Source organism: Streptomyces fractus (assembly GCF_049844455.1).
Taxonomy (GTDB): domain Bacteria; phylum Actinomycetota; class Actinomycetes; order Streptomycetales; family Streptomycetaceae; genus Streptomyces; species Streptomyces fractus.
In genome coordinates this window covers 7,435,434-7,454,547 of record NZ_JBMYHI010000002.1, presented here as the reverse complement: position 1 = coordinate 7,454,547, position 19,114 = coordinate 7,435,434, and the positions used below count along the sequence as shown (strand labels likewise).

Sequence of the window (19,114 nt, the reverse complement as noted above, 5' to 3'; positions counted from 1 at the left end):
CTGTCAGTGGTCACGCCTAGCGTGAGACGTATGACACTCGACTGGAACACGCTCCTCGCCGACCAGCTCGACTGGCACTGGCGACACCAGCTCAGGGACCGGCTGGCCGGGCTCACGGACGACGAGTACTTCTGGGAGCCCGTGGCGGACTGCTGGAGCCTGCGTCCGCGCGGCAGAGCGAGCGCCGCCATCCAGGGCGGCTCCGGCGACTTCGTCATCGAATTCGCGTACCCGGAGCCGGTCCCCGCTCCGGTGACGACGATCGCGTGGCGGCTCGGGCACATCCTGGTGGGCGTGCTCGGCGCCCGGAACGCCTCGCACTTCGGGGCGGAGCCGGTGGACTACATGACGTACGACTATCCCGGCACGGCCGCCGAGGCCCTGGACCGCCTCGATGCCGCGTACGCGCAGTGGATCGCGGGCGTGCGCGGTCTGGGCGAGGCGGGTCTGGCCCGTCCGTGCGGTCCGGCCGAGGGCGAGTTCAAGGAGGAGCCGATGGCGACGCTCGTGCTGCACATCAACCGCGAGATGCTGCACCACACGGCGGAGATCGCCCTGCTCAGAGACCTGTACGCGCACAAGGAGGGCTGAGGTACGCGCACAAGGAGGGCTGAGGCCGCTACTCCTCCCCCGCGCACGCCTCCTCGAAGAAGTCCAGGTTCTCCTGGAGCGACTTCATCATCCGGTCCCGCTCGGCCTCCTCCACCTGGACGGGTACGACGCCGCTCGCGCCGGTGAGGCGGCGGAATCCGCCCCGGCTCTCCAGGCGCCCGTGCACGCGGATCGGCAGGCCCACCAGGTGCGCGTGCCCCGCGATCCGATACGCCTCCTCGTCCAGCGTCATCCGTACGTGCGGCACCTCGGCGCCCGCGAGCACCCGCAGCCGCACCGTCCCCGCGCCGCGCGGCCCCGCCCTGCGCATGCGGACGACGGTGCCGGTGACGCGGACGGAGACGGCGGGCTCCGCGTACTGGTAGCGGGCGCCGGCCTCGCGCAGCACGTCGAGGTCGCCCGGTGAGAACTCGACGGGGGCATCACCGTCCGTGCACTCGTGCGGCACTCCGGCGGCGGGCGCCCAGTCCACGCCGACGCGCGCGCCCTCGGTGCCCCGCACCAGCGCGACGAGTGCCTCGGTCAGTTCATGGCTGACGCCCGCCTCGATCGCGCTGTCGAACGCGTCCATGCCGCCGGTGGCCCGCCGGTAGTCGATGGCCTCGCGCACCGCGTACAGCGCCTGGTGCAGCCGGACGGCGAGCGCCCGGCCCGTGGCGACGGGCACGAACGCGGTGAGACGGCGCCCTCCGGACGCCGTCTGCACCAGTACGTTCTCCAGGGCCGCGGCCGCGGGCCGCCGGTGCCTGGCCCCGTAGTACCCGGCGCGCCCGCGCGCGGCGAGGGCGCCCGCGAGCAGCATCTGCCGCGCCGCGCCCCGCAGTTGCTCCTCGACGGGCCAGGATGAGGCGCCCGCCGGCCCGGCAGGGACATCGCGCGTCCAGCGGATCTCGTCGCTGGGCACGGCGAGCGAGACCAGCACCTCGCGCGCTGACGGCGTCCCGCTGCGTTCGAGGGCGACGAGCGCCTCGCCGAGCAGTTCCTCGCTGTCCGGAAAGGCCCGGCTCTCCGGCACGAGCAGGCTGGTGCGGCCCCCGGTCCCCGGCAGCGTCCAGCGCGCGTACCGCCCGGCGGCCCCGCCGCGCCGCAGCCAGCCGTGCCGGTCGAGCAGGGCGCCGAGCACCACGGGGTCGACCTGCCCCGGCTCAGGCCCGACGAGGTCGACGGGGTGACCGCGACCCGCGCCGAGCGGACGCAGGGGTTCCTCGATCGGGCGATGCTGCATCACACAACTCCCTTCGGCCCAGGCCGAGTTGAACCGTCAGGGCCGTCCACCCGCGCCCACCCTGGCCATGATCTCGCAGAGCGCGCGGTCGTCGAAGATCCGCGCCGTCGGGACGCGCACGGTGGTCCTGCGTCGGCCGGTGACCGGCTGTCCGGCGAGGTTCATCCAGTAGCAGCAGTGCCGCAGGTCGAGCCGGTCGTGGGCGGCCCGCAGCCAGTCGTCCTGGGAGCGCGGCACGAGCATCACGACGAGGATCTTGTGCACCGACACCGGGGTGCGGGCCAGTTTCTCCAGGTGCGCGTTGTCGAGCGTGAACGCGAAGGTCGGCCCCGGCGGGTCGGGCGCGATCTGGTACGTCGCCTTGAGCTGCACCTTGATGGTGACCTCGTCGTCGATGGCGTGCCCGGGCGAGCTGTGGCTGACGTGCCAGTCGATGCCGTTGTCCGGAAAGGGCTGCGAGAGCGAGCATCCCGCGGCGGCGGCCACGGCGTGCAGATAGCCCACCTGCAACGTCTCCATGCAGGCGGTGGTGGCGAGTGTGCCGCGCGGCGGTGCGATCCGCTCGGGCAGCAGCCCGCCTCGTTCGGGCCGCGCGAGCGCCATGGGCCGACTGACCTTCCGGGAAAGCGGGTTCATGCCGATGGCACCCCGCTGAACTGCCATGACTCGTACCTGTGTTGTGACCGCTCGGCGTACGACGCAAACAGCGCGGGTATCACCGCTTGGGGCAGGGACAACACATGGACCGGACGTCATCTGCCGCGCGGGAACCAGGAGTTGAGAGATCATGACGTGCTGGTACGAGGGTCCCCTGGCCGCCTTCGACACCGAGACGACCGGCGTGGACGTGGAGAACGATCGCATCGTGTCCGCCGCGGTCGTGGTGCAGGACGCGGCGGGAACGCGGCCACGGGTGTCGCGCTGGCTGGTGAACCCCGGGGTGCCGGTGCCGCCCGGCGCCACCGAGATTCACGGCCTGACGGATGAGCATCTGCAACGCAACGGGCGCTGGCCGGCGCCGGTGATGGAGGAGGTCGGGCGCGCGCTCGCCGAGCAGGCCGCGGCGGGCCGGCCGCTCGTCGTGATGAACGCCCCGTTCGATCTGACGCTGCTGGACCGCGAGTTGAAGCGGCACCGGGCCTCGTCGCTCTCGCAATATCTGGCGACCGCGTCCCTGTGTGTGATCGACCCGCGCGTCCTGGACAAGCACCTGGACCGCTACCGCAAGGGCCGCCGTACGCTGACCGACCTGTGCGAGCAGTACGGGGTCGAGTTGGCGGGCGCGCACGACGCGGCGGCGGACGCGCAGGCGTCCCTCGACGTGGTGCGGGAGGTGGGCCGCCGGTTCGCGTCCCGCCTCGAGCGCCTCTCCGCCGCCGAGCTGCACACCCTTCAGGCGGTCTGGCACGCGGCGCAGGCCCGCGGTCTTCAGGCCTGGTTCGCCCGCAGCGGCAACCCGGAGACGGTGGACCCGGCGTGGCCGCTGCGCCCGGAACTTCCGGCGGCTGCCTGAGCACAACGAAAAACCGGCCCGCCTGTGCGACGGACCGGTCCTTCCCGGGTGGGCGATACTGGGTTCGAACCAGTGACCTCTTCGGTGTGAACGAAGCGCTCTCCCACTGAGCTAATCGCCCGGGAACGCGTTGAACAATACAGGTCGCGGCGCCCTGTGTTCAAACCGGTCGCGTCAGGTCCCCCGCAGGTGCGCGGCGAGCCCCCGGCGCCCGCCGCGCATCATCCACGCGTGGTTCGCGAGGAACACCGGACGCCCCGGCAGCGCGAACCGGCGCATCAGCGGCTTGCTCACCTCGACCTCCTGGTCGTAGCGGGCACGGGTGCCGCCGCCCGGCAGCGGCGTCAGCGTCCAGCGCGCCCAGCCCTCCAGGTCCCCGGTCATCCGGATCTCCAGGATCCCGGCCGCGGGGTCGCGGCGCGTCTCGCGCGCCGTGATGTGCAGCTTGTACGGAAGAAAGGACCGGAAGACGGCGACGCCGCTGGTGCTGCTCCCGTTCAGCGGCGTCACCGAGCGGACCTGGGGCCACCACCGCGGATACTCCTCGGCCCGCTCGAGCACCGCGTACACGGCGCCCGGCGGGGCGGGCAGTTCCCACACGCTGCGAAAGCGGTAATGGTTCCGGTCCATGGCCTTCCAGTCCATGGCCAGAGTCTGCCGGGATCAGGGCATCTTGTCCCCGACCAGCGCCAGGTTCTCGATGGCGGCGAGCCCGTACAGGGCCGTGTCGTTGGTGTAGACCCAGTTCGCCTCGGTGCCGGCGACGAGCGTCACCGGGCCGTCCACCTTCTCCGTCTTCCACGGCGACGCCTCGGTGTAGCCGTCGCCCTTGTAGAACTTCTCCCAGGCGCGCTTGGCCAGCTTGTCGTCGCCGGTCCGCACGGCGGCGTAGGCGTCGAGGCGTGAGTGGCCCTGGAAGAGGATGAGCGAGCCGAAGTCGGAGCCGTACCGCGCCTTCTGTTCCGCCTTCGTGGCGTTGAAGTAGCGGCAGTAGTCGTAGTACGCCTCCTCGAACTTCGGCATGTCGACCTGGTCGATCAGCTCGGCGCACAGCTCGTTGAGGCCGAAGACCGCCGACAGGTGCGAGACGTTGACGGCCGGCTTGTCGGCGATGGCGAACTTGCCGGTGTCGAGGTCGTAGAGCCCGCTGCCCTGCACGAACCCGTTGGGCTGCGCGGCGATCGTCTCCATGGTCGACAGGACCCTGGCCTTGGCCTTCTCCCACTTCGGCCCGCGGCGCTCCCACTCGGTGAGCCAGGCCGAGACGAGTCCGCTCCAGTCGGTGCCGAAGCCGATGGACAGGGCGTGCGGGTCGGGCTTGTAGTCGGGGTCGGGGCGGACCTTGCGCTGCGGGTCGAGCACGAGGAACGTCTCGTCGGAGTCGACGTTGGCGTGCATGAGGTCGCCGACGCGCTCGTCGCCGGTGAGGAAGTAGTAGTAGCGGCGGTACGTGGTGTTGGCGATGCGCTGCTGCTTCGCGGAGTCGGCGTAGTGCTGGACTCCGTGCCGGGTGCCGAGGCCTGCCCATTTGCCGAGGTGGTAGACGTCGACCTCGCCGGTGTGCCGGGTCATGGCCTCGGCGAAGCGGAAGACGTCGGCGCGGCCTGAGCGCAGATACGCCATCCAGAGCCAGATGTCGGGCGAGAGCTCCGAGTTGTCCCAGGCGTAGCCGCCGACGTCGTAGCGCCACTGGTGGCGTGCCGGGTCGTAGGAGTGCATCACATCGCCGTAGTCCCAGAAGCCGTACCAACGGCGCATCTCCACCTGGTCCTTGTAGTAGGTGAAGAGGAAGTCGAGGTGGTCCTCGATCTTGGCCTTGGCGGGGGTGGAGCGGTCGGGCTCGGAGTAGAGGCCGGGGCCGAAGACCTTCGCCTTGATGAGCTGCTTGGGCGGCGCGGCGAGCTGCGGCAGCCTGCGCACGGCGTCGACCTGCTGGGCGAGCGCCTCGGGCTTCGGCGTCGCGTCGTTGGCCCAGAACATCAGCTCGCTGGTGCGGGCGATGCCGTAGGGCGTGCCGAACTCGGGCTCGTAGTCCTCGTACGTGATGTTGAGGCCTTCGAGCTGCTCCGCGTACGTGTCCTGGCCCATGCCGTCGTGGTAGAAGCGCAGGTCCATGGGCTGGGCCTCGGGCGACCAGAGCCAGAGGGTGACCTCGGCCTCGTCGGTGTTCGCGCCACGGATGTCGAGTCCGGCCGGGTGCTTCTCCCAGAAGTCGCGGAGGCCGAAGGAGAGTCCGCCGCTCGGTCCGCCGACGTAGCCGAATCCGCTGGCCCTCCGGCCGCCGCCCGCACCAATCCAGCCGTGCCCGCTCTTCGTGCGCTTCTTGAGCGTGAAGCCGTCCGCGGACAGCTGGGAGAGGCTGTAGTCGCCCCACTCGGGGATGTACTGGAGGCGGGTCGTGACGCGCTGGTCCCAGGTCGAGGGGTCGGGCAGCTTCTCGCCCGCGAACTGGGCGGCCTGCACGGCGGCGCCCGGGTCGCGACGCAGCCCGGTGACGCCCTGGACGGCTTCCCGGAGCATCCCGGTGCCCTCGCCGCCGATGCGGATGTGCCGGTCGTACGCCTTGTCGCGCATCGGCACGGTGAAGCGGACGCCGAGCCCGCGGATGAAGTCCCCGGACGCCTTGCCGGGCTCCTGGGTGCCGTCGTACGTGATGGTGTGCACCATGCGGAACGATTCGGCGCCCGCGTAGAAGTAGAACCGGATGGAGAAGGGCAGCCAACTCCGGTTGCCCTTGCGGTGCTTGCCGTCGACGCGGACGACGGAGCGGACCGGGCCTTCCTGCTCGACCTTCGTCTCCTCGATGACGGACTCGAAGCGCTCGTACTTCTGCGTGCCCTGGTCGCCGTCCTCGATCTCGCCCTGGCGCAGGAGGACGAGGCGGCCGTCCTTGGCGATCTCGGTGGAGCCGCGGGTGACGGACTTGACCAGGCTCGATCCGCTCTTGCCGAGCTTGGCGACGACGACGCCGGTGTCGACGGTGACGACGCCGCCGCTCGTCGACACGCTCACCTTCTTGTCGGGGGCACCGGCGTTCCCGGCGGCGAGGCTGAGCTTGCCCGCGCCGACCCCGGGGCCGACGGCGTGCGCGGTCCACTTCAGTGAGCCGTCGGGCCACTGGGCGAGCGGCCAGGTCTGGACGGGGACCTGCTTGCCGTCCTCGGTGGTGAGGGCGAAGTCCTGCCCCTTCTCGTACGCGCCCTTGGGCCAGGGCACGCCGACGGTGGATCCGGGGGCCGCGCCGAGCCCGCCGTCCTCCAGCCAGCCGAGCGTGACCGGTTCGGCGTCCGCGGGTGCGGCGGCCGGTGCGGCCTGCGCCTCCTTGCCGCCGAGCGCCCAGCTGAACTGCGCGGCGGCGCCGGCGACCGCGGCGGCCTTGAGGAGGGACCTGCGGGGAATGGGGGACATCGTCGTTCCTTTCCGTGCATGCCAAACGTGCTGTACGAGAGGGGGGTTGAAGGGGGCGGGCGTGTCAGCGGGCGCGCCCGCGCTCCTCCACCGCGACCGCCGCCCCGGCGAGGATGCCGAGCACCGGGATCGCGAGCGGCGCGAGGAATTCGGCGCTGAGGATCACGAGCGCGATCCCGCACACCAGGAGCAGGGATCCGCCGGGGGCGCGTACGGTGCGCCGGGCTGCGGCGCCGAGCAGGGAGCGCCAGGACCGGCCCGGCTCCCAGACGGCGGCGGCCCGCAGTACGGTCACGGCGCACGCGAGGAGCGCGAAGACGCCGACGGCGGCGGCGAGTTGGCCACCCGGGAGTCCGGCCCGCGCCACGCGCAGGTCGATCCAGACGGCGAACCACGCGGCCACCCCGGCGAGACCGACGAGCCAGCCGTGCCGCGCCGCGACACGGACGTCGGCGGCGAACTCCCGCCACCCGCCCGCCTGTTCACCGATCCGGCGGCGCAGATGCCGGGCCCCGGCCGCGAAGGCCGCCGGGGCGGTCACGACCGGCACGGACGCGAGTGCGATCCACACCCCGGTGAGCAGGCACTCGGCGAAGACGGAGAACCCGACGCGCCGCCGCGATTCGGCCACCGGCGCCGCGGCCCTCACTTGAGCCCCGACGTGGCCATGCCGTCGATCAGATACCGCTGGAAGGCCATGAAGAAGGCGATGACCGGGATGAGCGCCATCATCGCCATGGCGATCTGACCGCCGTAGTCGGAGATGCCCTGCTGGTCGCGGAACATCATGAGGCCGAGCGAGACGGTGTACTTGGAGGGCTCGTTGAGGTAGATCAGTGGGCCCATGAAGTCGTTCCAGGCGTTGATGAACGTGAAGATCGCGCTGGTGATCAGGGCGGGCCTGCACAGCGGCAGCACGATCGACCAGTAGATCCGCAGATGGCCGCAGCCGTCGAGTCGCGCCGCCTCGTCCAGCTCGCGCGGCAGCCCGCGCATGAACTGCACCATGAGGAAGACGAAGAACGCTTCGGTGGCGAGGAACTTCCCCGCGAGCAGCGGCACGTACGTGTTGATGAGCTCCAGTTTCTGGAACATGACGTACTGCGGGATGAGGAGCACGTGGTACGGCAGCAGCAGCGTGCCGATCATCAGCGCGAAGAGCAGCTTCCGGCCCCGGAAGGGGATCTTCGCGAAGGCGTACGCGGTCAGGGAGCTGGAGATGACGACGCCGATGACCGCCATGCCCGCGTAGAACAGCGAGTTGACGAAGAACGTGCTGATGGAGATGCCGGCGATGCCGTCGGCGAGGCCCTTGACGTTGTCGAGGATCGGGTCGGCGGGGAAGAGGTCGAGCGAGCCGATGATCTTCTTGCCGGGCTTGAAGGCGGCGCCGATCACCCAGACGACCGGGTAGAGGACGACGCAGAGCACGGCGAGGGAGAAGACGTGCCAGGCGATGGATCCGGTGCGCTTGCGAGGGTTGGCCGTGGTGGTCAACTCCGGTGCGACGGTGGTCACTTGACGTCCTCCTCGTAGTGCACCCACTTCTTCTGGGACCAGAACAGGACGGCGGTGACGAGCGCGACGGCGAGCAGCAGCATCCAGGCCATGGCGGACGCGAAGCCCATCTGGGACTGCTGGAAGCCCTTTTGGTACAGGTAGCAGGTGTAGACGAGGGTGGCGTCGGCCGGTCCGCAGAACGTGTTGGAGACGACGTACGCGGAGCCGAAGATCTGGAACGAGTGGATCGACTCCAGCAGGACGTTGAAGAAGAGCACCGGGGAAATCATCGGCAGCGTGATGTTCCAGAACCGGCGCAGCGGTCCCGCCCCGTCGACGGCGGCGGCCTCGTACAGCTCGCGCGGTACCTGTTTGAGGCCGGCGAGGAAGATGACCATCGGCGCGCCGAACTGCCAGACGGTGAGGGCGACCAGGGAGTAGAGGATCATGTCCGGGTCGCCGATCCAGCCGCCGAGGTTCAGGCCGACGGCACCGAGGCCCTTGTCGACGACGGCGTTGTCGGAGAACAGCGCCCGCCAGACGAAGCCGACCGAGACGCTGGCGCCGATCAGCGACGGCGCGTAGAACGCGGCCCGGTAGAGGCCCTGGCCGCGCCGGCTCTGGTTGAGCAGCAGGGCGACACCGAGGGCGAGCAGCAGCTTCAACGGGGTGCCGATGACCACGTACTTGAGCGTGACCTGCACCGACTTCTGCCAGCGCGGGTCGTCGAACATGGAGGTGAAGTTCTGCAGGCCGATCCACTTGGGGGCGGCGAACAGGTTGTAGTCCGTGAACGCGTAGTAGAGCGAGGCGATCATCGGCCCCGCCGTGAGCAGCAGGAACCCCGCGAGCCACGGCGACATGAACAGATAGCCGGCGAGGTTGTCGCGCCGTCCCCGTCGCTTTTGTGCGACGGGTCGGACGATGTTCCTCTCGTCGGCCAGGACTGTGGCGTCCTTGACGAGCGACATGGTGCTGTTTCCCCTCGGGAACGTAGGGGCTGTCAGGCCTGGAAGGCTGCCTCGGCCTCGCTGAAGAACTGCTTCACCGCTGCCGGGACCTTCTGCTTGGCGTTGGCGACGTCACCGGCGATGCGCAGGAACGCGGCCTCGATGACATCCGCGCCCGACGGGTGCGGCGTGATCTTGCCGAGCACGCCGGCCTTGTCGACCTCGGTCTCGTACGCGGCGATGCCCTTGTTGGCCTCGGCGACGGCCTTGTCGGTCTCCTCGCCCGGCTTGTACGCGTCGAACTGTTCGTCGGTGGCGAGCACACCCATGTCGTAGCCCATGACCTTGCCGACCTCGGGGTCGTGGACCATGAAGTCGATGAACTTGGCGGCCTGCGCCTGGGCCTTGCACTTGGTGGAGATCGACAGCATCAGCGAGCCGAGGTACTGGCCGGTGTCCTTGCCGTCGGTGGTCGGGATCGGCGCGAGCGCGTAGTCCGAATCCCCCTCACCCTCATAACGCACCGAGAAGTTGTCCCAGGTGAACTCGGCGCCCGCGAGCCCGGCGGAGAGCCCGGACTTCGGCTTGACCTGCTCGATCTTCTTGGGGTCGGCGACGATCCCGGACTTCACGCGCTTGTAGTAGTCGGACCACCACTGCGTCAGATCGTCCTCGGTGAAGCCGAGTTTGCCGTCCTTGAAGAACGCCTTGCCGTTCTGACGGAGGTACAGGTCGTAGAGGTACATGACGCCGGCGTAGCCCGTGTCGCCCGCGATCTTCAGCTTGTCCTGGATGGTCTGAAGCGACTTGAAGTACTCGTCCCAGGTCCAGCCGAACTTCGGCTGCACGCCCGCCTTGTCCCAGGCCTTCTTGTCGATGACGAGCGACATGGTGTTCGCGCCGACCGGAACCGCGACCTGCTTGCCGCCGGAGAGCTGACCGGCCGTCTCGACGCCGCCGCGGAACTTCTTCAGGCTCAGATTCCCCGCGTCCACCTGGGACTTGAGGTCGAGCAGAACTCCGCGCTTGTCGTACTTCGCAAGGAAGGCAACGGAGTTGAGGAATACATCCGGAGGATTTCCGCCCGAGGCCTGCGTCTGGAACTTCTCCCAGAATGCCTGGTAATCGGTGAATTCCGGCTTGATTTTGATCTTCGGATTCTTCTTCTCGAAGAGCGCGATCGCCTTCTTGATTTTCACGGCACGCGGTTCGCCGCCCCACCAGGCGAACCGCAGGGTCGCGGGACCGTCCGCGTTCCCCGCGTCTCCTGACCCACCGTCACCACCGCACCCGGCCGCCGTCAGGCCGAGTACCGCGACCGACACCCCCGTCGCCTTCAGCACGCCTCTTCGGCCAAGATCCCTGTTCATCGGCACAGCCAGCCCCTCCACCCGTGCATTGAATCGTTTTAGGTAAGCGCTTGCCGAGCAAAAGTAGAGACGGGTGGGGAACGCGTCAACAGTTCGGACAAAGATTGGCGTCGAAGCGCATCGAACGCCCAGGTCGGCCACGAAAAACGCCGAGAGCCCCGGAGACTCGATGTCTCCGGGGCTCTCGGTCCGGGTGGGCGATACTGGGTTCGAACCAGTGACCTCTTCGGTGTGAACGAAGCGCTCTCCCACTGAGCTAATCGCCCGGGCGCAGGAAGAACATTACCCCATGTCAGGGGGTGCCTGGGACCATCCCGCACCCCCATCCCGCGCCCCCGATCGGCGGCACACCGTCACTGCTTGATGTTCCACGGCATCTCGAGCCCGAACTTCCACACGTAGACCCCGCCGAGCACCGCGATGATCACCACGCCGATCGTGGTCAGGATGATGTTCCGCCGCCGCACCTTCGGATCGAGCGCGCGCTGCGTCGCCTCCGTGACCTTCCGCTTCGTCCAGCGCAGGACGAGCTGCGCCCAGACGAACTCGGTCGCCCAGATCGCCATGCCGCCGAAGATCACGAGCCAGCCGGGCCCCGGCAGCGGCAGCATGATCACGCCGCCCACGACGACCGCGAGCCCCACGATGAAGACGCCGACCTGCCAGCTGAGGTGCAGCGTCCTTCTGGCCTGGATGAACCCCGGCGCCCGCGATCCGAGCGGCTTCTCCCCGGACGCCTCCCCGTCGGCACCGACACCGGCGCCGGAGTCCGCGTGGACCGTCCCGGGCGCCTCGGGCTCCTTGGCCCCCTTGTCACTCCCCGTATTCATGTCCTCAAACCTACCCGACTCTTTCGCGTCACCGGAATGGGCATTCTCCCACAGATAAGACTCGGCCGTACGAGCTACCTAAAGACGTTCAAAACACTCAGAGGGGTTTACAACGACACCGTAGGTGGCATGTCGATTTCGCCGACGTGCGAATCCCCGAGCGCACACTGAGCGAAAGGCCCTGGCGCTTATGAACACCACGGTCAGCTGCGAGCTGCACCTGCGCCTCGTTGTGTCGAGCGAGTCCTCACTGCCCGTTCCCGCAGGTCTGCGGTATGACACGGCCGATCCGTATGCCGTGCACGCCACCTTCCACACCGGAGCCGAGGAGACAGTCGAATGGGTGTTTGCCCGCGACCTCCTCGCCGAAGGCCTTCACCGGCCGACCGGCACCGGAGACGTCCGAGTCTGGCCGTCCCGTAGCCACGGTCAGGGCGTTGTCTGCATCGCCCTGAGCTCTCCCGAGGGCGAGGCACTGCTCGAGGCCCCGGCGCGGGCCCTGGAGTCGTTCCTCAAGCGAACGGACGCCGCCGTGCCACCCGGCACGGAGCACCGCCATTTCGACCTCGATCAGGAGCTCTCGCACATCCTCGCGGAAAGCTAGCGCCGCGGAACGAGGAGGCCCGCGCCGGCACCCGGTCGGCGTGAGCAGCGCGAGAGCGTGCCGTGCCGTCCACTCGGGGAACGGCACGGCGTCATGATCGGGACAACCGCATACGGCATACACCGGCGCCGTCGCCGTGGGAGTTTCCACGGCGGCGGCGCAGGTGCGTTCCCGGAGCCCGGCAGGGACTAGGCTCGGGCGGCATCGGCGGGCGGGAGCCCTACCCCAGGCCAGGGAGCGAATCGTGCTGATCACCCACGACACCCGGTGCGCGCTCGACACCGTGGTCGATCTGGTGAACACGACACCGGACGGCGACGCGGTGGCGGACGGGCTCGCGAGTCTGGCCGCGCTGACGGATTTCGTACGAAGGAACGAGGTCAGCGATGTCGGCGTGATCTCCGAAGACGATCTCCACTCGGTGCGTGCGGTGCGTGACCGTTTCGCGGCCGTGTTCGCGGCGAGTGACCAGCGGGCGGCGGCGTCGGTGATCAACGAGCTGGTCGCCGAGGCGGGCACCACTCCGCGCCTCACGGACCACGACGGCTACGACTGGCACATGCACTACTTCGCGCCCGGCGCCTCCGTCGCCGACCACCTGGCGGCCGACTGCGGGATGGCCCTGGCGTTCTTCGTGGTCGCCGGGGAGCAGGAGCGGCTGCGGCGCTGCGAGGCGCCCGACTGCCGGTTCGCGTTCGTCGACCTGTCCCGCAACCGTTCGCGCCGCTACTGCGACAGCCGTACGTGCGGGAACCGGCTGCATGTCGCGGCCTACCGGGCGCGCCGCAAGGAAGCCGCGGGCTGAATCGTTCACAGCGGCGTTCGCGGCAGCGTTCACAGCAGCAGAAGGTCGTGCAGCGCGGCCAGGAGAAGCAGGCTGCCGATCACCCCCAGGAAGATCATCAGCGGGGGTTGGGAGAGCGCGAAGAGGCAGCCGCGCGGGCTCTCGGCCCGGTTCTCGGGTCGCTTCTCGGGTCGTACGGGCTCGGGCGGCGCGGGCTCGCTGTGGGGCGCCTGCCCCTGGTCGGCGTCCAGCTGGTCGGGCAGCTGCGGTGTGTCCAGCATCTCGTCGTGATGATGGCGCACTTGACGGGTGACGGGTACTCAACCCACCACTTTCGAGGGGCAGTTCACGTCAGCCCGTGACAGCGGGCCGCGTGCGCCGGTTGACGTCAGATGCCGTGCTTCTTGAGGATCGCCTCGATGTCGCTGAAGTCCTCCGCGGGCTCGGCCTTCGCCTGCTTCGCCTGCTTTGGTTGCGCCACGGGCGTGGGGCGCCGGCTCTCGCCGAGCGAGGGCGCCGACGCCGCGGGGGCGACGGCCGCCTTGTTCCGCTCCTTGCCGGAGCGGCCGGAGCGGCGCCGCTCGACGGCCCGCGTCCCCATGAACATCAGCCAGGCGACGCCCAGCACGCCGAAGCCGGCCCAGGCGGTCGGACTGAACGCCGTGTCCACGATCCACTCCACCGCGCCCGTCATCACCAGGCCCAGCGGTACGAGGGCGTAGGCGGCGGTGCGGGCGGCCGACAGGAACCGCTTGCGGAAGGCGAGAACCCCGGCGATGCCCAGGCCCGCCACGGCAACGGCGGAACACACGGTCTCGGCAATCATCCGGTCCTCCCGAGTTCGGACATCAAAGGGCGATCAGGGGCGCTTCGCCCCCTCCATCGTGCACCGTCAGGGGGTCCTCGGGCCACGCCCAGGGCCCAGCTCGGCCACATCTGGGGGACATCTCGGGGTCGCGGGTCCTCCGCAGGTCCAGGTTGGGCCCGGCGGACGCTCCTGGGAGACTTGCTCCCATGAACGCCCCGAACCCCATCCTTGACGTGTGGTGCGAGCTGCAGTGCCCCGACTGCCGCTCGGCCCTGGACGACCTCCGCGCGCTGCGCGAGCGCTATGGCGACCGCGTCGAGCTGCGCCTGCGGCACTTCCCGCTCGAGAAGCACAAGCACTCCTTCGCCGGTGCGCAGGCCGCCGAGGAGGCGTTCGCGCAGGGCAAGGGGTGGCCGTACGTGGAGGCCGTGCTCGGGCGGGTCGAGGAGTTCGACCGCAAGGGCGAGCCGTTCCTCGTCGAGGTCGCGGGCGAACTCGGCCTGGACGCCGAGGAGTTCGACACCGCGCTCATCGACGGTCGGCACATCCTGATCGTCGACGCCGACCAGGCCGAGGGCAAGGTCATCGGCGTGACCGGCACGCCCACGTACGAGATCGGCGGGGAGATCCTGCACGGCGGCAAGAGCCAGGAGGGGCTGCGCGAGCGGATCGAGGCGATCGCGGACCGGCTGCTCGCCGAGCAGGGCTGACCCTCACAGCAGCTGTTTGTAGAGGTAGTGGCTGGTCGGCTCGTAGCCTAGCGAGTCGTACAGGCACAGTGCGGTCGCGTTGCGCGCGAAGACGTTGAGGCCGATCCGGGTGGCGCCCGCGGCGATCGAGTCGGCCTCGGCGAGCAGCATCAGCGAGCGCCCGTGGCCGCGCCCCCGGTGCTCGGCCGACACCTCGACGTCGAAAACGAACGCCCCGTCGGGGCGCTGCGCCACCCAGAGCGTTCCGACCCGCTCGCCGTCGTGCTCCAGCACGCCGAGCAGGACGTCCGGAGTGGCGACGCCCTCCGGGAGCAGCGCGGCGTGATCGTGCTCCGCCTTCCGGTGCGCCTCTTCCTCGGTGGCGCCGCGGTCGATCCAGGTGCGCGCGTACGCCGCCTTGGCGTGCGCGAGCCACGGCCCGTACTCGGCCTCCGTCATGCGCCGCCCCACGCTGCCCCCGGGCAGGGCGGGCGGCTGTGCGGGCAGGGCCTTCGCCATGTTCCGGTTGCGCTCCACGTAGCCGAGGGCGCCCGCGAGGCGGAGCATGCCCTGCGCGCCCGCGGGGACGGTCGCCTCGACGCGGCGGCAGTTCCACGAGCGGGCGACCTCCTCGGCGGCGAGCGCCGCGACGGTGCCGCGGCCACGCCCCCGGTCCTTCTCGTCGATGCGCAGCTCACGTATCTGGGCGACGGCCGGGCCGAAGACCGGGTGCGTGGCGAGGTGCAAGGCGCCGACGGGGCGGCTGTTCACACACACCGCGTAGTGCCGCGAGCGCGAGCCGTCGGGGGTGCGCTGGAGCGGCTCGGTCGGCCGCAGGGTCGTGGTCATCACGGGTGTTGTACCCGCCCGCGCCGCGGACGCGACAACGGATTTACGGGTCCAGCTGGTCTGCTGCCCGCTCGGCCCATACGCGCATGGCCTTGGCGGTGACGGGCCCGGGGGCGTCCGTCAGGTCGCGGTCGTCAACACGGTGCACGGCCTGGATGTCGCGCAGTGTCGACGTCAGGAACACCTCGTCGGCCTCCGAGAGCACGGACAGCGGCAGGTCCGTCTCCTTGGCGCCGGTCCATTCGACGGCGAGGGCGCGCGTGATGCCCGCGAGTGGGCCCGCCGTCAGCGGCGGGGTGTGGATCTCGCCGTCGAGGACGACGAAGACGTTGGAGCCCGTGCCCTCGCACAGCTGCCCCACCGTGTTCGCGAACAGGGCCTCGGTCGCGCCGTGTTCGTGGGCGCGGGCCAGCGCGACGACGTTCTCCGCGTACGAGGTGGTCTTCAGGCCCGCGAGGGCGCCGCGCTCGTTGCGGGTCCACGGGACGGTGATCGCGGCGGTGGTGTCGGGGCGCCGCTTGGTCTCGCCGAGGGCGACGACGAGCGTGGTGCCGTGGTCGCCGCGGTCGGAGCCGAGCGGCGAGAGGCCGCCGGTGTAGGTGATGCGCAGGCGCCCGAGGGGCATCGGGTTGGCCTCGAGGACGGCGGCGCAGGCGCGGCGCACCTCGTCGAGGTCGGGCTCGGGCAGACCGAGTCCGCGGGCCGAGCGGGCGAGCCGGTCGAGGTGGCGGGTGAGCGCGAACGGCTTCCCTTCGACGGCCTTCACCGTCTCGAAGATGCCGTCGCCCACGGTGAGCCCGTGGTCGAAGACGGAGACGCGCGCCTCCTCGGTGTCCTGCAGCCGACCGTCGAGCCAGATCTTCACGAGTTCCTGCCTTCTACGCTTCCGTGTACGTTCCCGACGCTACCGCCAACAGCCGCGCCGCCTTCAGCTCGGTCTCCCGCCACTCCCGCTCCGGGTCGGAGCCCCAGGTGATCCCGGCCCCGGTGCCGAAGCGCAGGACGTCGCCGCCGGCGCCGCGGTCGATCCAGAACGTGCGGATCCCGACGGCCAGTTCCCCTCTCCCCCGGTCCGCGTCCACCCAGCCGATGCCTCCGCAGTAAGGGCCGCGCGGCGCCGTCTCCAACTCGTCGATGATCCGCAGGGCGCTGGACTTCGGGGCGCCGGTGACGGAGCCGGGCGGGAACGCGGCGTCGAGCAGCTCGGGCCAGCCGGCCGCCTCGGGGAGCTCGCCGCGCACGGTGGAGACGAGGTGGACGAGGCCGGGGTGCTTCTCGACCACGCACAGTTCGGGGACGGTCACGCTGCCGGTGGCGCAGACGACGCCCAGGTCGTTGCGGACCAGGTCGACGATCATCACGTTCTCGGCGTGGTCCTTGTCGAGGAGGTCCGCCTCGGTGCGCCCGGTCCCCTTGATCGGCCCCGATTCGACGACCCGGCCGTCCCTGCGCAGGAACAGCTCGGGCGAGGCCGTCGCGACCTCCACGCCGTGCCCGGGGAGCCGGACGGTGCCCGCGTACGGGGCCGGGTTCCCGCGCGCGAGGAGAGCGGTGAGGGCGTCCACGTCCGCGTACGGGGAGATGGGCGCGGAGAGCACGCGGCAGAGGTTGGCCTGGTAGACCTCGCCGGTCGCGATGGCGGCGCGGATGCGGCGCACGCCGTCCGTGTACGCGGCGTGGTCGAGCGACGACGTCCAGTCCGCCGGTGCGGGTCCTGGCCAGGCGCCGGGCCGCGGCGCGGGCACCGGTTCCTCGCGCACGTCCCCGAAGCGGGCGCAGACGAGACGGCCCTCGAAATCGGCGCAGACGGCCCAGAAGCCGGTGGAGTCGAGGGCCGCGGGATCGCTGGTGACATCGCGCAGATCGGTCGCGACGAGCCCGCCGAAGCGGGCCAGAGCAGGGAGGTCGTGCACACCTTCGAGTCTATGGCCGCTGCCGATGGGCCCACCTGAGCAGGACCTTCGTCGGTCGCACCGCAGCACGCTGCGCAAACGCGTTTTTGTACTGGCCCAGGAATCCGCTAGAGTTCAACACGTCGCCGGGACGCGCAAGCCGACCGGAAAGACACGCGAACGTAGCTCAGTTGGTAGAGCGCAACCTTGCCAAGGTTGAGGTCGCCGGTTCGAACCCGGTCGTTCGCTCAGGATGTGGGGGATCTTCCCGAATCCCCACGCTCCTGGTGGAGTGGCCGAGAGGCGAGGCAACGGCCTGCAAAGCCGTCTACACGGGTTCAAATCCCGTCTCCACCTCCATGCGCGATTAGCTCAGCGGGAGAGCGCTTCCCTGACACGGAAGAGGTCACTGGTTCAATCCCAGTATCGCGCACTGAGGCCGCAAGGCTTCCATCCCGGACGATTAGCTCAGCGGGAGAGCGCTTCCCTGACACGGAAGAGGTCACTGGTTCAATCCCAGTATCGTCCACTGCCCCCTGTGGGTTCCCGCGCGATTAGCTCAGCGGGAGAGCGCTTCCCTGACACGGAAGAGGTCACTGGTTCAATCCCAGTATCGCGCACCAGCAAGAAGCCCCCGGTCCTCGTGGCCGGGGGCTTCTTCGTGCCGCGGGGCCGTTCAGGAGGAGAACAGCATCCGGCCGAAGCCGCGGTTGTGGTGACCGTGGTGGCCGTGATGACCGCCGTAGTGGCCACCGTGCTGCGGGGCTCCCCACGCCGGGGCAGCCGGGGCCGGGTAGCCCTGCGGGGCGGGCGGGGGCGGCGGCGCCTGCTGCTGCCACTGCGACTCGAGGCGGGTCAGCGACTCCAGCTCGCCGTAGTCCAGGAATATCCCGCGGCAACCGCTGCACTGCTCGATCTGGACGCCATTGCGGTTGTACGTGTGCATCGGTGCGTGGCACTTGGGACACTGCATGCTCGGCTCAACTCCCTGCCGGTCGGTACGGTTTCGCCGGAACACTCCCCCGGCTTCCTTCCACGGCACCCTACTTGGCGTGGCCGTATCCCAACTGCGGCGGCACCGTGGCCATTCGGGCGCAGGCGTCGACGACCGCCTCCTCCACCTCGTCGAGCGCGCGGCCCGCGTCGGCGGCCTTCGCGACGGCGAGCGCGGCGGTCTGCGCGGTGAGGGCGCGGGCCGGTACGTCGAGGGCCGGCCAGGGGTCGGGGACGCTCAGTTCCTTTGCGCCGCCGGTGCGTTGGTACGCGCCGAGGAAGCGGGTCCAGTCCTCGGCGGACAGCAGGCCGCAGGCGAACCAGGCGGCGGGGCGGGCCAAGTCCCAGGCGGGGTCGCCGATTCCGAGGTCGTCGACGTCGATCAGCGTCCATGCGGCGGGGTCGGCGAGGTCGCGGACCAGCTGGCCGAGGTGCAGATCGCCGTGACAGAGGGCGCTCGCGTGCTCGTACGGGGCTTCGGCGCGGGCCCAGGGCGGCAGGGTGCGCCAGGCGTCGAGGATCGGCCGTGCGGCCGGGTGGTCGGGGGCCGAGGCCCGGAGGCGCGCCAGGGCGCGGGCCGCCTTGAGCGGGCCGCGCATGGCCGGGAGCGCGGGCGGCAGTTCGTGCGCCGGCGTGCGGTGCAGGCGGGCGAGGAGGGCGCCCATGTCGTCCCAGGGGGCGTGCTCCGGGTGGTCCGGGTCCACGGGGGCGCCGTGCGGCCAGAACGTGACGAGCCGGTCGTCCAGGGCGGCCGCCGTGGGGCGCAGCGGCCGCAGCAGTACGCCGGTCAGGGCCGGGTGGGCGGCGACGGCCAGGCGCAGGTCGAGCTCGGCCGGGTCGGTGCCGGGGGCGTGCGCCTTGGCGACGGTGTCGCCGTGCCGGACCACCGTGGCGTCCGGGCGGTCGGCGAGGGTCGTGGCGCCGCAGACGCAGGAGATCCCCGACGGGTGGGCCGCGCCCCGGGCCTCGGCCCTGAGCGCGGGAACGATGAGCGTGGTCACGGCCCGCAGCCTACGGGCGGCCCTCCCCCACTGGGCAGCCGTCGGTCGACGGACAGTGGGCAAAAATAATGCTGCGCGCAGCTCCC

General features: G+C 70.4%; 21 protein-coding genes and 7 tRNA genes. 10 read left to right on the top strand and 18 right to left on the bottom strand.

The window, feature by feature from the left end; genetic code table 11:
- Nucleotides 1-30: 30 nt before the first annotated feature.
- On the top strand, nucleotides 31-591 hold the full coding sequence (locus ACP4E5_RS35850; RefSeq protein WP_425836104.1) for a DinB family protein: 561 nt from the start codon (nucleotides 31-33) through the stop codon (nucleotides 589-591).
- Nucleotides 592-619: 28 nt separating this feature from the next.
- On the opposite strand, the gene ACP4E5_RS35845 is transcribed toward ACP4E5_RS35850, so the two are convergent.
- Nucleotides 620-1,837 carry a hypothetical protein gene (locus ACP4E5_RS35845; RefSeq protein ID WP_425836102.1) on the bottom strand — a complete coding sequence of 406 codons (1,218 nt, stop codon included), beginning with the start codon at nucleotides 1,835-1,837 and terminating at the stop codon, nucleotides 620-622.
- 36 nt (nucleotides 1,838-1,873) lie between these two features.
- Nucleotides 1,874-2,440, bottom strand: coding sequence for a DUF4365 domain-containing protein (locus tag ACP4E5_RS35840; protein ID WP_425841916.1), 567 nt, complete (start codon nucleotides 2,438-2,440; stop codon nucleotides 1,874-1,876).
- Between the two features lie 184 nt (nucleotides 2,441-2,624).
- Between ACP4E5_RS35840 and ACP4E5_RS35835 the strand changes: the two genes are divergently transcribed.
- Nucleotides 2,625-3,350: a 3'-5' exonuclease gene (locus ACP4E5_RS35835; protein WP_425836100.1), complete on the top strand. Its 726-nt coding sequence runs from the start codon at nucleotides 2,625-2,627 to the stop codon at nucleotides 3,348-3,350.
- Between the two features lie 49 nt (nucleotides 3,351-3,399).
- Here ACP4E5_RS35835 and ACP4E5_RS35830 read toward each other — a convergent pair.
- From ACP4E5_RS35830 to ACP4E5_RS35790, 9 genes are all read right to left on the bottom strand, one after another.
- A tRNA-Val gene (locus ACP4E5_RS35830) sits at nucleotides 3,400-3,471 on the bottom strand.
- A gap of 53 nt (nucleotides 3,472-3,524) precedes the next feature.
- Nucleotides 3,525-3,980, bottom strand: coding sequence for an SRPBCC family protein (locus ACP4E5_RS35825; protein ID WP_425841913.1), 456 nt, complete (start codon nucleotides 3,978-3,980; stop codon nucleotides 3,525-3,527).
- A 33-nt stretch (nucleotides 3,981-4,013) separates the two neighbouring features.
- Nucleotides 4,014-6,758: an exo-rhamnogalacturonan lyase family protein gene (locus tag ACP4E5_RS35820; RefSeq protein ID WP_425836098.1), complete on the bottom strand. Its 2,745-nt coding sequence runs from the start codon at nucleotides 6,756-6,758 to the stop codon at nucleotides 4,014-4,016.
- Between the two features lie 64 nt (nucleotides 6,759-6,822).
- Nucleotides 6,823-7,389, bottom strand: a complete 567-nt coding sequence (locus ACP4E5_RS35815) for a hypothetical protein (protein WP_425836096.1) — start codon at nucleotides 7,387-7,389, stop codon at nucleotides 6,823-6,825.
- 14 nt (nucleotides 7,390-7,403) lie between these two features.
- Complete coding sequence (locus ACP4E5_RS35810; protein ID WP_425836094.1) at nucleotides 7,404-8,276, bottom strand: carbohydrate ABC transporter permease; 873 nt, start codon at nucleotides 8,274-8,276, stop codon at nucleotides 7,404-7,406.
- Complete coding sequence (locus ACP4E5_RS35805; protein ID WP_425836092.1) at nucleotides 8,273-9,229, bottom strand: carbohydrate ABC transporter permease; 957 nt, start codon at nucleotides 9,227-9,229, stop codon at nucleotides 8,273-8,275. Before ACP4E5_RS35805 ends, ACP4E5_RS35810 begins: the two co-directional genes overlap by 4 nt.
- 32 nt (nucleotides 9,230-9,261) lie before the next feature.
- A complete protein-coding gene (locus ACP4E5_RS35800) occupies nucleotides 9,262-10,578 on the bottom strand; it encodes an ABC transporter substrate-binding protein (RefSeq protein WP_425836090.1) in 1,317 nt (438 codons plus the stop codon).
- A gap of 194 nt (nucleotides 10,579-10,772) precedes the next feature.
- Nucleotides 10,773-10,844 (bottom strand) — tRNA-Val (locus tag ACP4E5_RS35795).
- Between the two features lie 87 nt (nucleotides 10,845-10,931).
- Complete coding sequence (locus ACP4E5_RS35790) at nucleotides 10,932-11,408, bottom strand: TIGR02611 family protein (protein WP_425836088.1); 477 nt, start codon at nucleotides 11,406-11,408, stop codon at nucleotides 10,932-10,934.
- 190 nt (nucleotides 11,409-11,598) lie between these two features.
- Between ACP4E5_RS35790 and ACP4E5_RS35785 the strand changes: the two genes are divergently transcribed.
- The gene (locus ACP4E5_RS35785) at nucleotides 11,599-12,012 is read left to right on the top strand and encodes an SsgA family sporulation/cell division regulator (RefSeq protein WP_004002642.1); all 414 of its coding nucleotides are present in this window, start codon (nucleotides 11,599-11,601) and stop codon (nucleotides 12,010-12,012) included.
- A gap of 244 nt (nucleotides 12,013-12,256) precedes the next feature.
- Nucleotides 12,257-12,817, top strand: a complete 561-nt coding sequence (locus ACP4E5_RS35780; RefSeq protein WP_425836086.1) for a CGNR zinc finger domain-containing protein — start codon at nucleotides 12,257-12,259, stop codon at nucleotides 12,815-12,817.
- 29 nt (nucleotides 12,818-12,846) lie between these two features.
- On the opposite strand, the gene ACP4E5_RS35775 is transcribed toward ACP4E5_RS35780, so the two are convergent.
- Together ACP4E5_RS35775 and ACP4E5_RS35770 are read right to left on the bottom strand one after the other, a co-directional pair.
- On the bottom strand, nucleotides 12,847-13,077 hold the full coding sequence (locus ACP4E5_RS35775; protein ID WP_425836084.1) for a hypothetical protein: 231 nt from the start codon (nucleotides 13,075-13,077) through the stop codon (nucleotides 12,847-12,849).
- Between the two features lie 107 nt (nucleotides 13,078-13,184).
- Entirely contained in the window at nucleotides 13,185-13,622 is a 438-nt protein-coding gene (locus tag ACP4E5_RS35770; protein ID WP_425836082.1) for a hypothetical protein, read from the bottom strand.
- A gap of 188 nt (nucleotides 13,623-13,810) precedes the next feature.
- On the opposite strand from ACP4E5_RS35770, the gene ACP4E5_RS35765 reads away from it, so the two are divergent.
- On the top strand, nucleotides 13,811-14,314 hold the full coding sequence (locus ACP4E5_RS35765) for a DsbA family protein (RefSeq protein ID WP_425836080.1): 504 nt from the start codon (nucleotides 13,811-13,813) through the stop codon (nucleotides 14,312-14,314).
- 3 nt (nucleotides 14,315-14,317) lie between these two features.
- Here ACP4E5_RS35765 and ACP4E5_RS35760 read toward each other — a convergent pair whose 3' ends face one another.
- From ACP4E5_RS35760 to ACP4E5_RS35750, 3 genes are read right to left on the bottom strand one after another with little or no spacing between them, the layout of a single operon-like run.
- Nucleotides 14,318-15,142 carry a GNAT family N-acetyltransferase gene (locus tag ACP4E5_RS35760; RefSeq protein WP_425836078.1) on the bottom strand — a complete coding sequence of 275 codons (825 nt, stop codon included), beginning with the start codon at nucleotides 15,140-15,142 and terminating at the stop codon, nucleotides 14,318-14,320.
- 43 nt (nucleotides 15,143-15,185) lie between these two features.
- On the bottom strand, nucleotides 15,186-16,007 hold the full coding sequence (locus ACP4E5_RS35755; protein WP_425836076.1) for an aminotransferase class IV: 822 nt from the start codon (nucleotides 16,005-16,007) through the stop codon (nucleotides 15,186-15,188).
- 13 nt (nucleotides 16,008-16,020) lie between these two features.
- Nucleotides 16,021-17,055: a chorismate-binding protein gene (locus ACP4E5_RS35750; RefSeq protein WP_425836075.1), complete on the bottom strand. Its 1,035-nt coding sequence runs from the start codon at nucleotides 17,053-17,055 to the stop codon at nucleotides 16,021-16,023.
- A gap of 155 nt (nucleotides 17,056-17,210) precedes the next feature.
- Here ACP4E5_RS35750 and ACP4E5_RS35745 point away from each other — a divergent pair.
- The 5 genes from ACP4E5_RS35745 to ACP4E5_RS35725 all read left to right on the top strand — a co-directional run bounded on the left by ACP4E5_RS35745 (nucleotide 17,211) and on the right by ACP4E5_RS35725 (nucleotide 17,657).
- A tRNA-Gly gene (locus tag ACP4E5_RS35745) sits at nucleotides 17,211-17,283 on the top strand.
- A gap of 37 nt (nucleotides 17,284-17,320) precedes the next feature.
- Nucleotides 17,321-17,394, top strand: a tRNA-Cys gene (locus ACP4E5_RS35740).
- A gap of 1 nt (nucleotide 17,395) precedes the next feature.
- Nucleotides 17,396-17,467 (top strand) — tRNA-Val (locus ACP4E5_RS35735).
- Nucleotides 17,468-17,491: 24 nt separating this feature from the next.
- A tRNA-Val gene (locus ACP4E5_RS35730) sits at nucleotides 17,492-17,563 on the top strand.
- Between the two features lie 19 nt (nucleotides 17,564-17,582).
- Nucleotides 17,583-17,657 (top strand) — tRNA-Val (locus ACP4E5_RS35725).
- 53 nt (nucleotides 17,658-17,710) lie between these two features.
- On the opposite strand, the gene ACP4E5_RS35720 is transcribed toward ACP4E5_RS35725, so the two are convergent.
- Complete coding sequence (locus ACP4E5_RS35720) at nucleotides 17,711-18,007, bottom strand: TFIIB-type zinc ribbon-containing protein (protein WP_425836073.1); 297 nt, start codon at nucleotides 18,005-18,007, stop codon at nucleotides 17,711-17,713.
- A gap of 70 nt (nucleotides 18,008-18,077) precedes the next feature.
- Nucleotides 18,078-19,037: a phosphotransferase family protein gene (locus ACP4E5_RS35715; RefSeq protein WP_425841910.1), complete on the bottom strand. Its 960-nt coding sequence runs from the start codon at nucleotides 19,035-19,037 to the stop codon at nucleotides 18,078-18,080.
- Nucleotides 19,038-19,114: the final 77 nt, after the last annotated feature.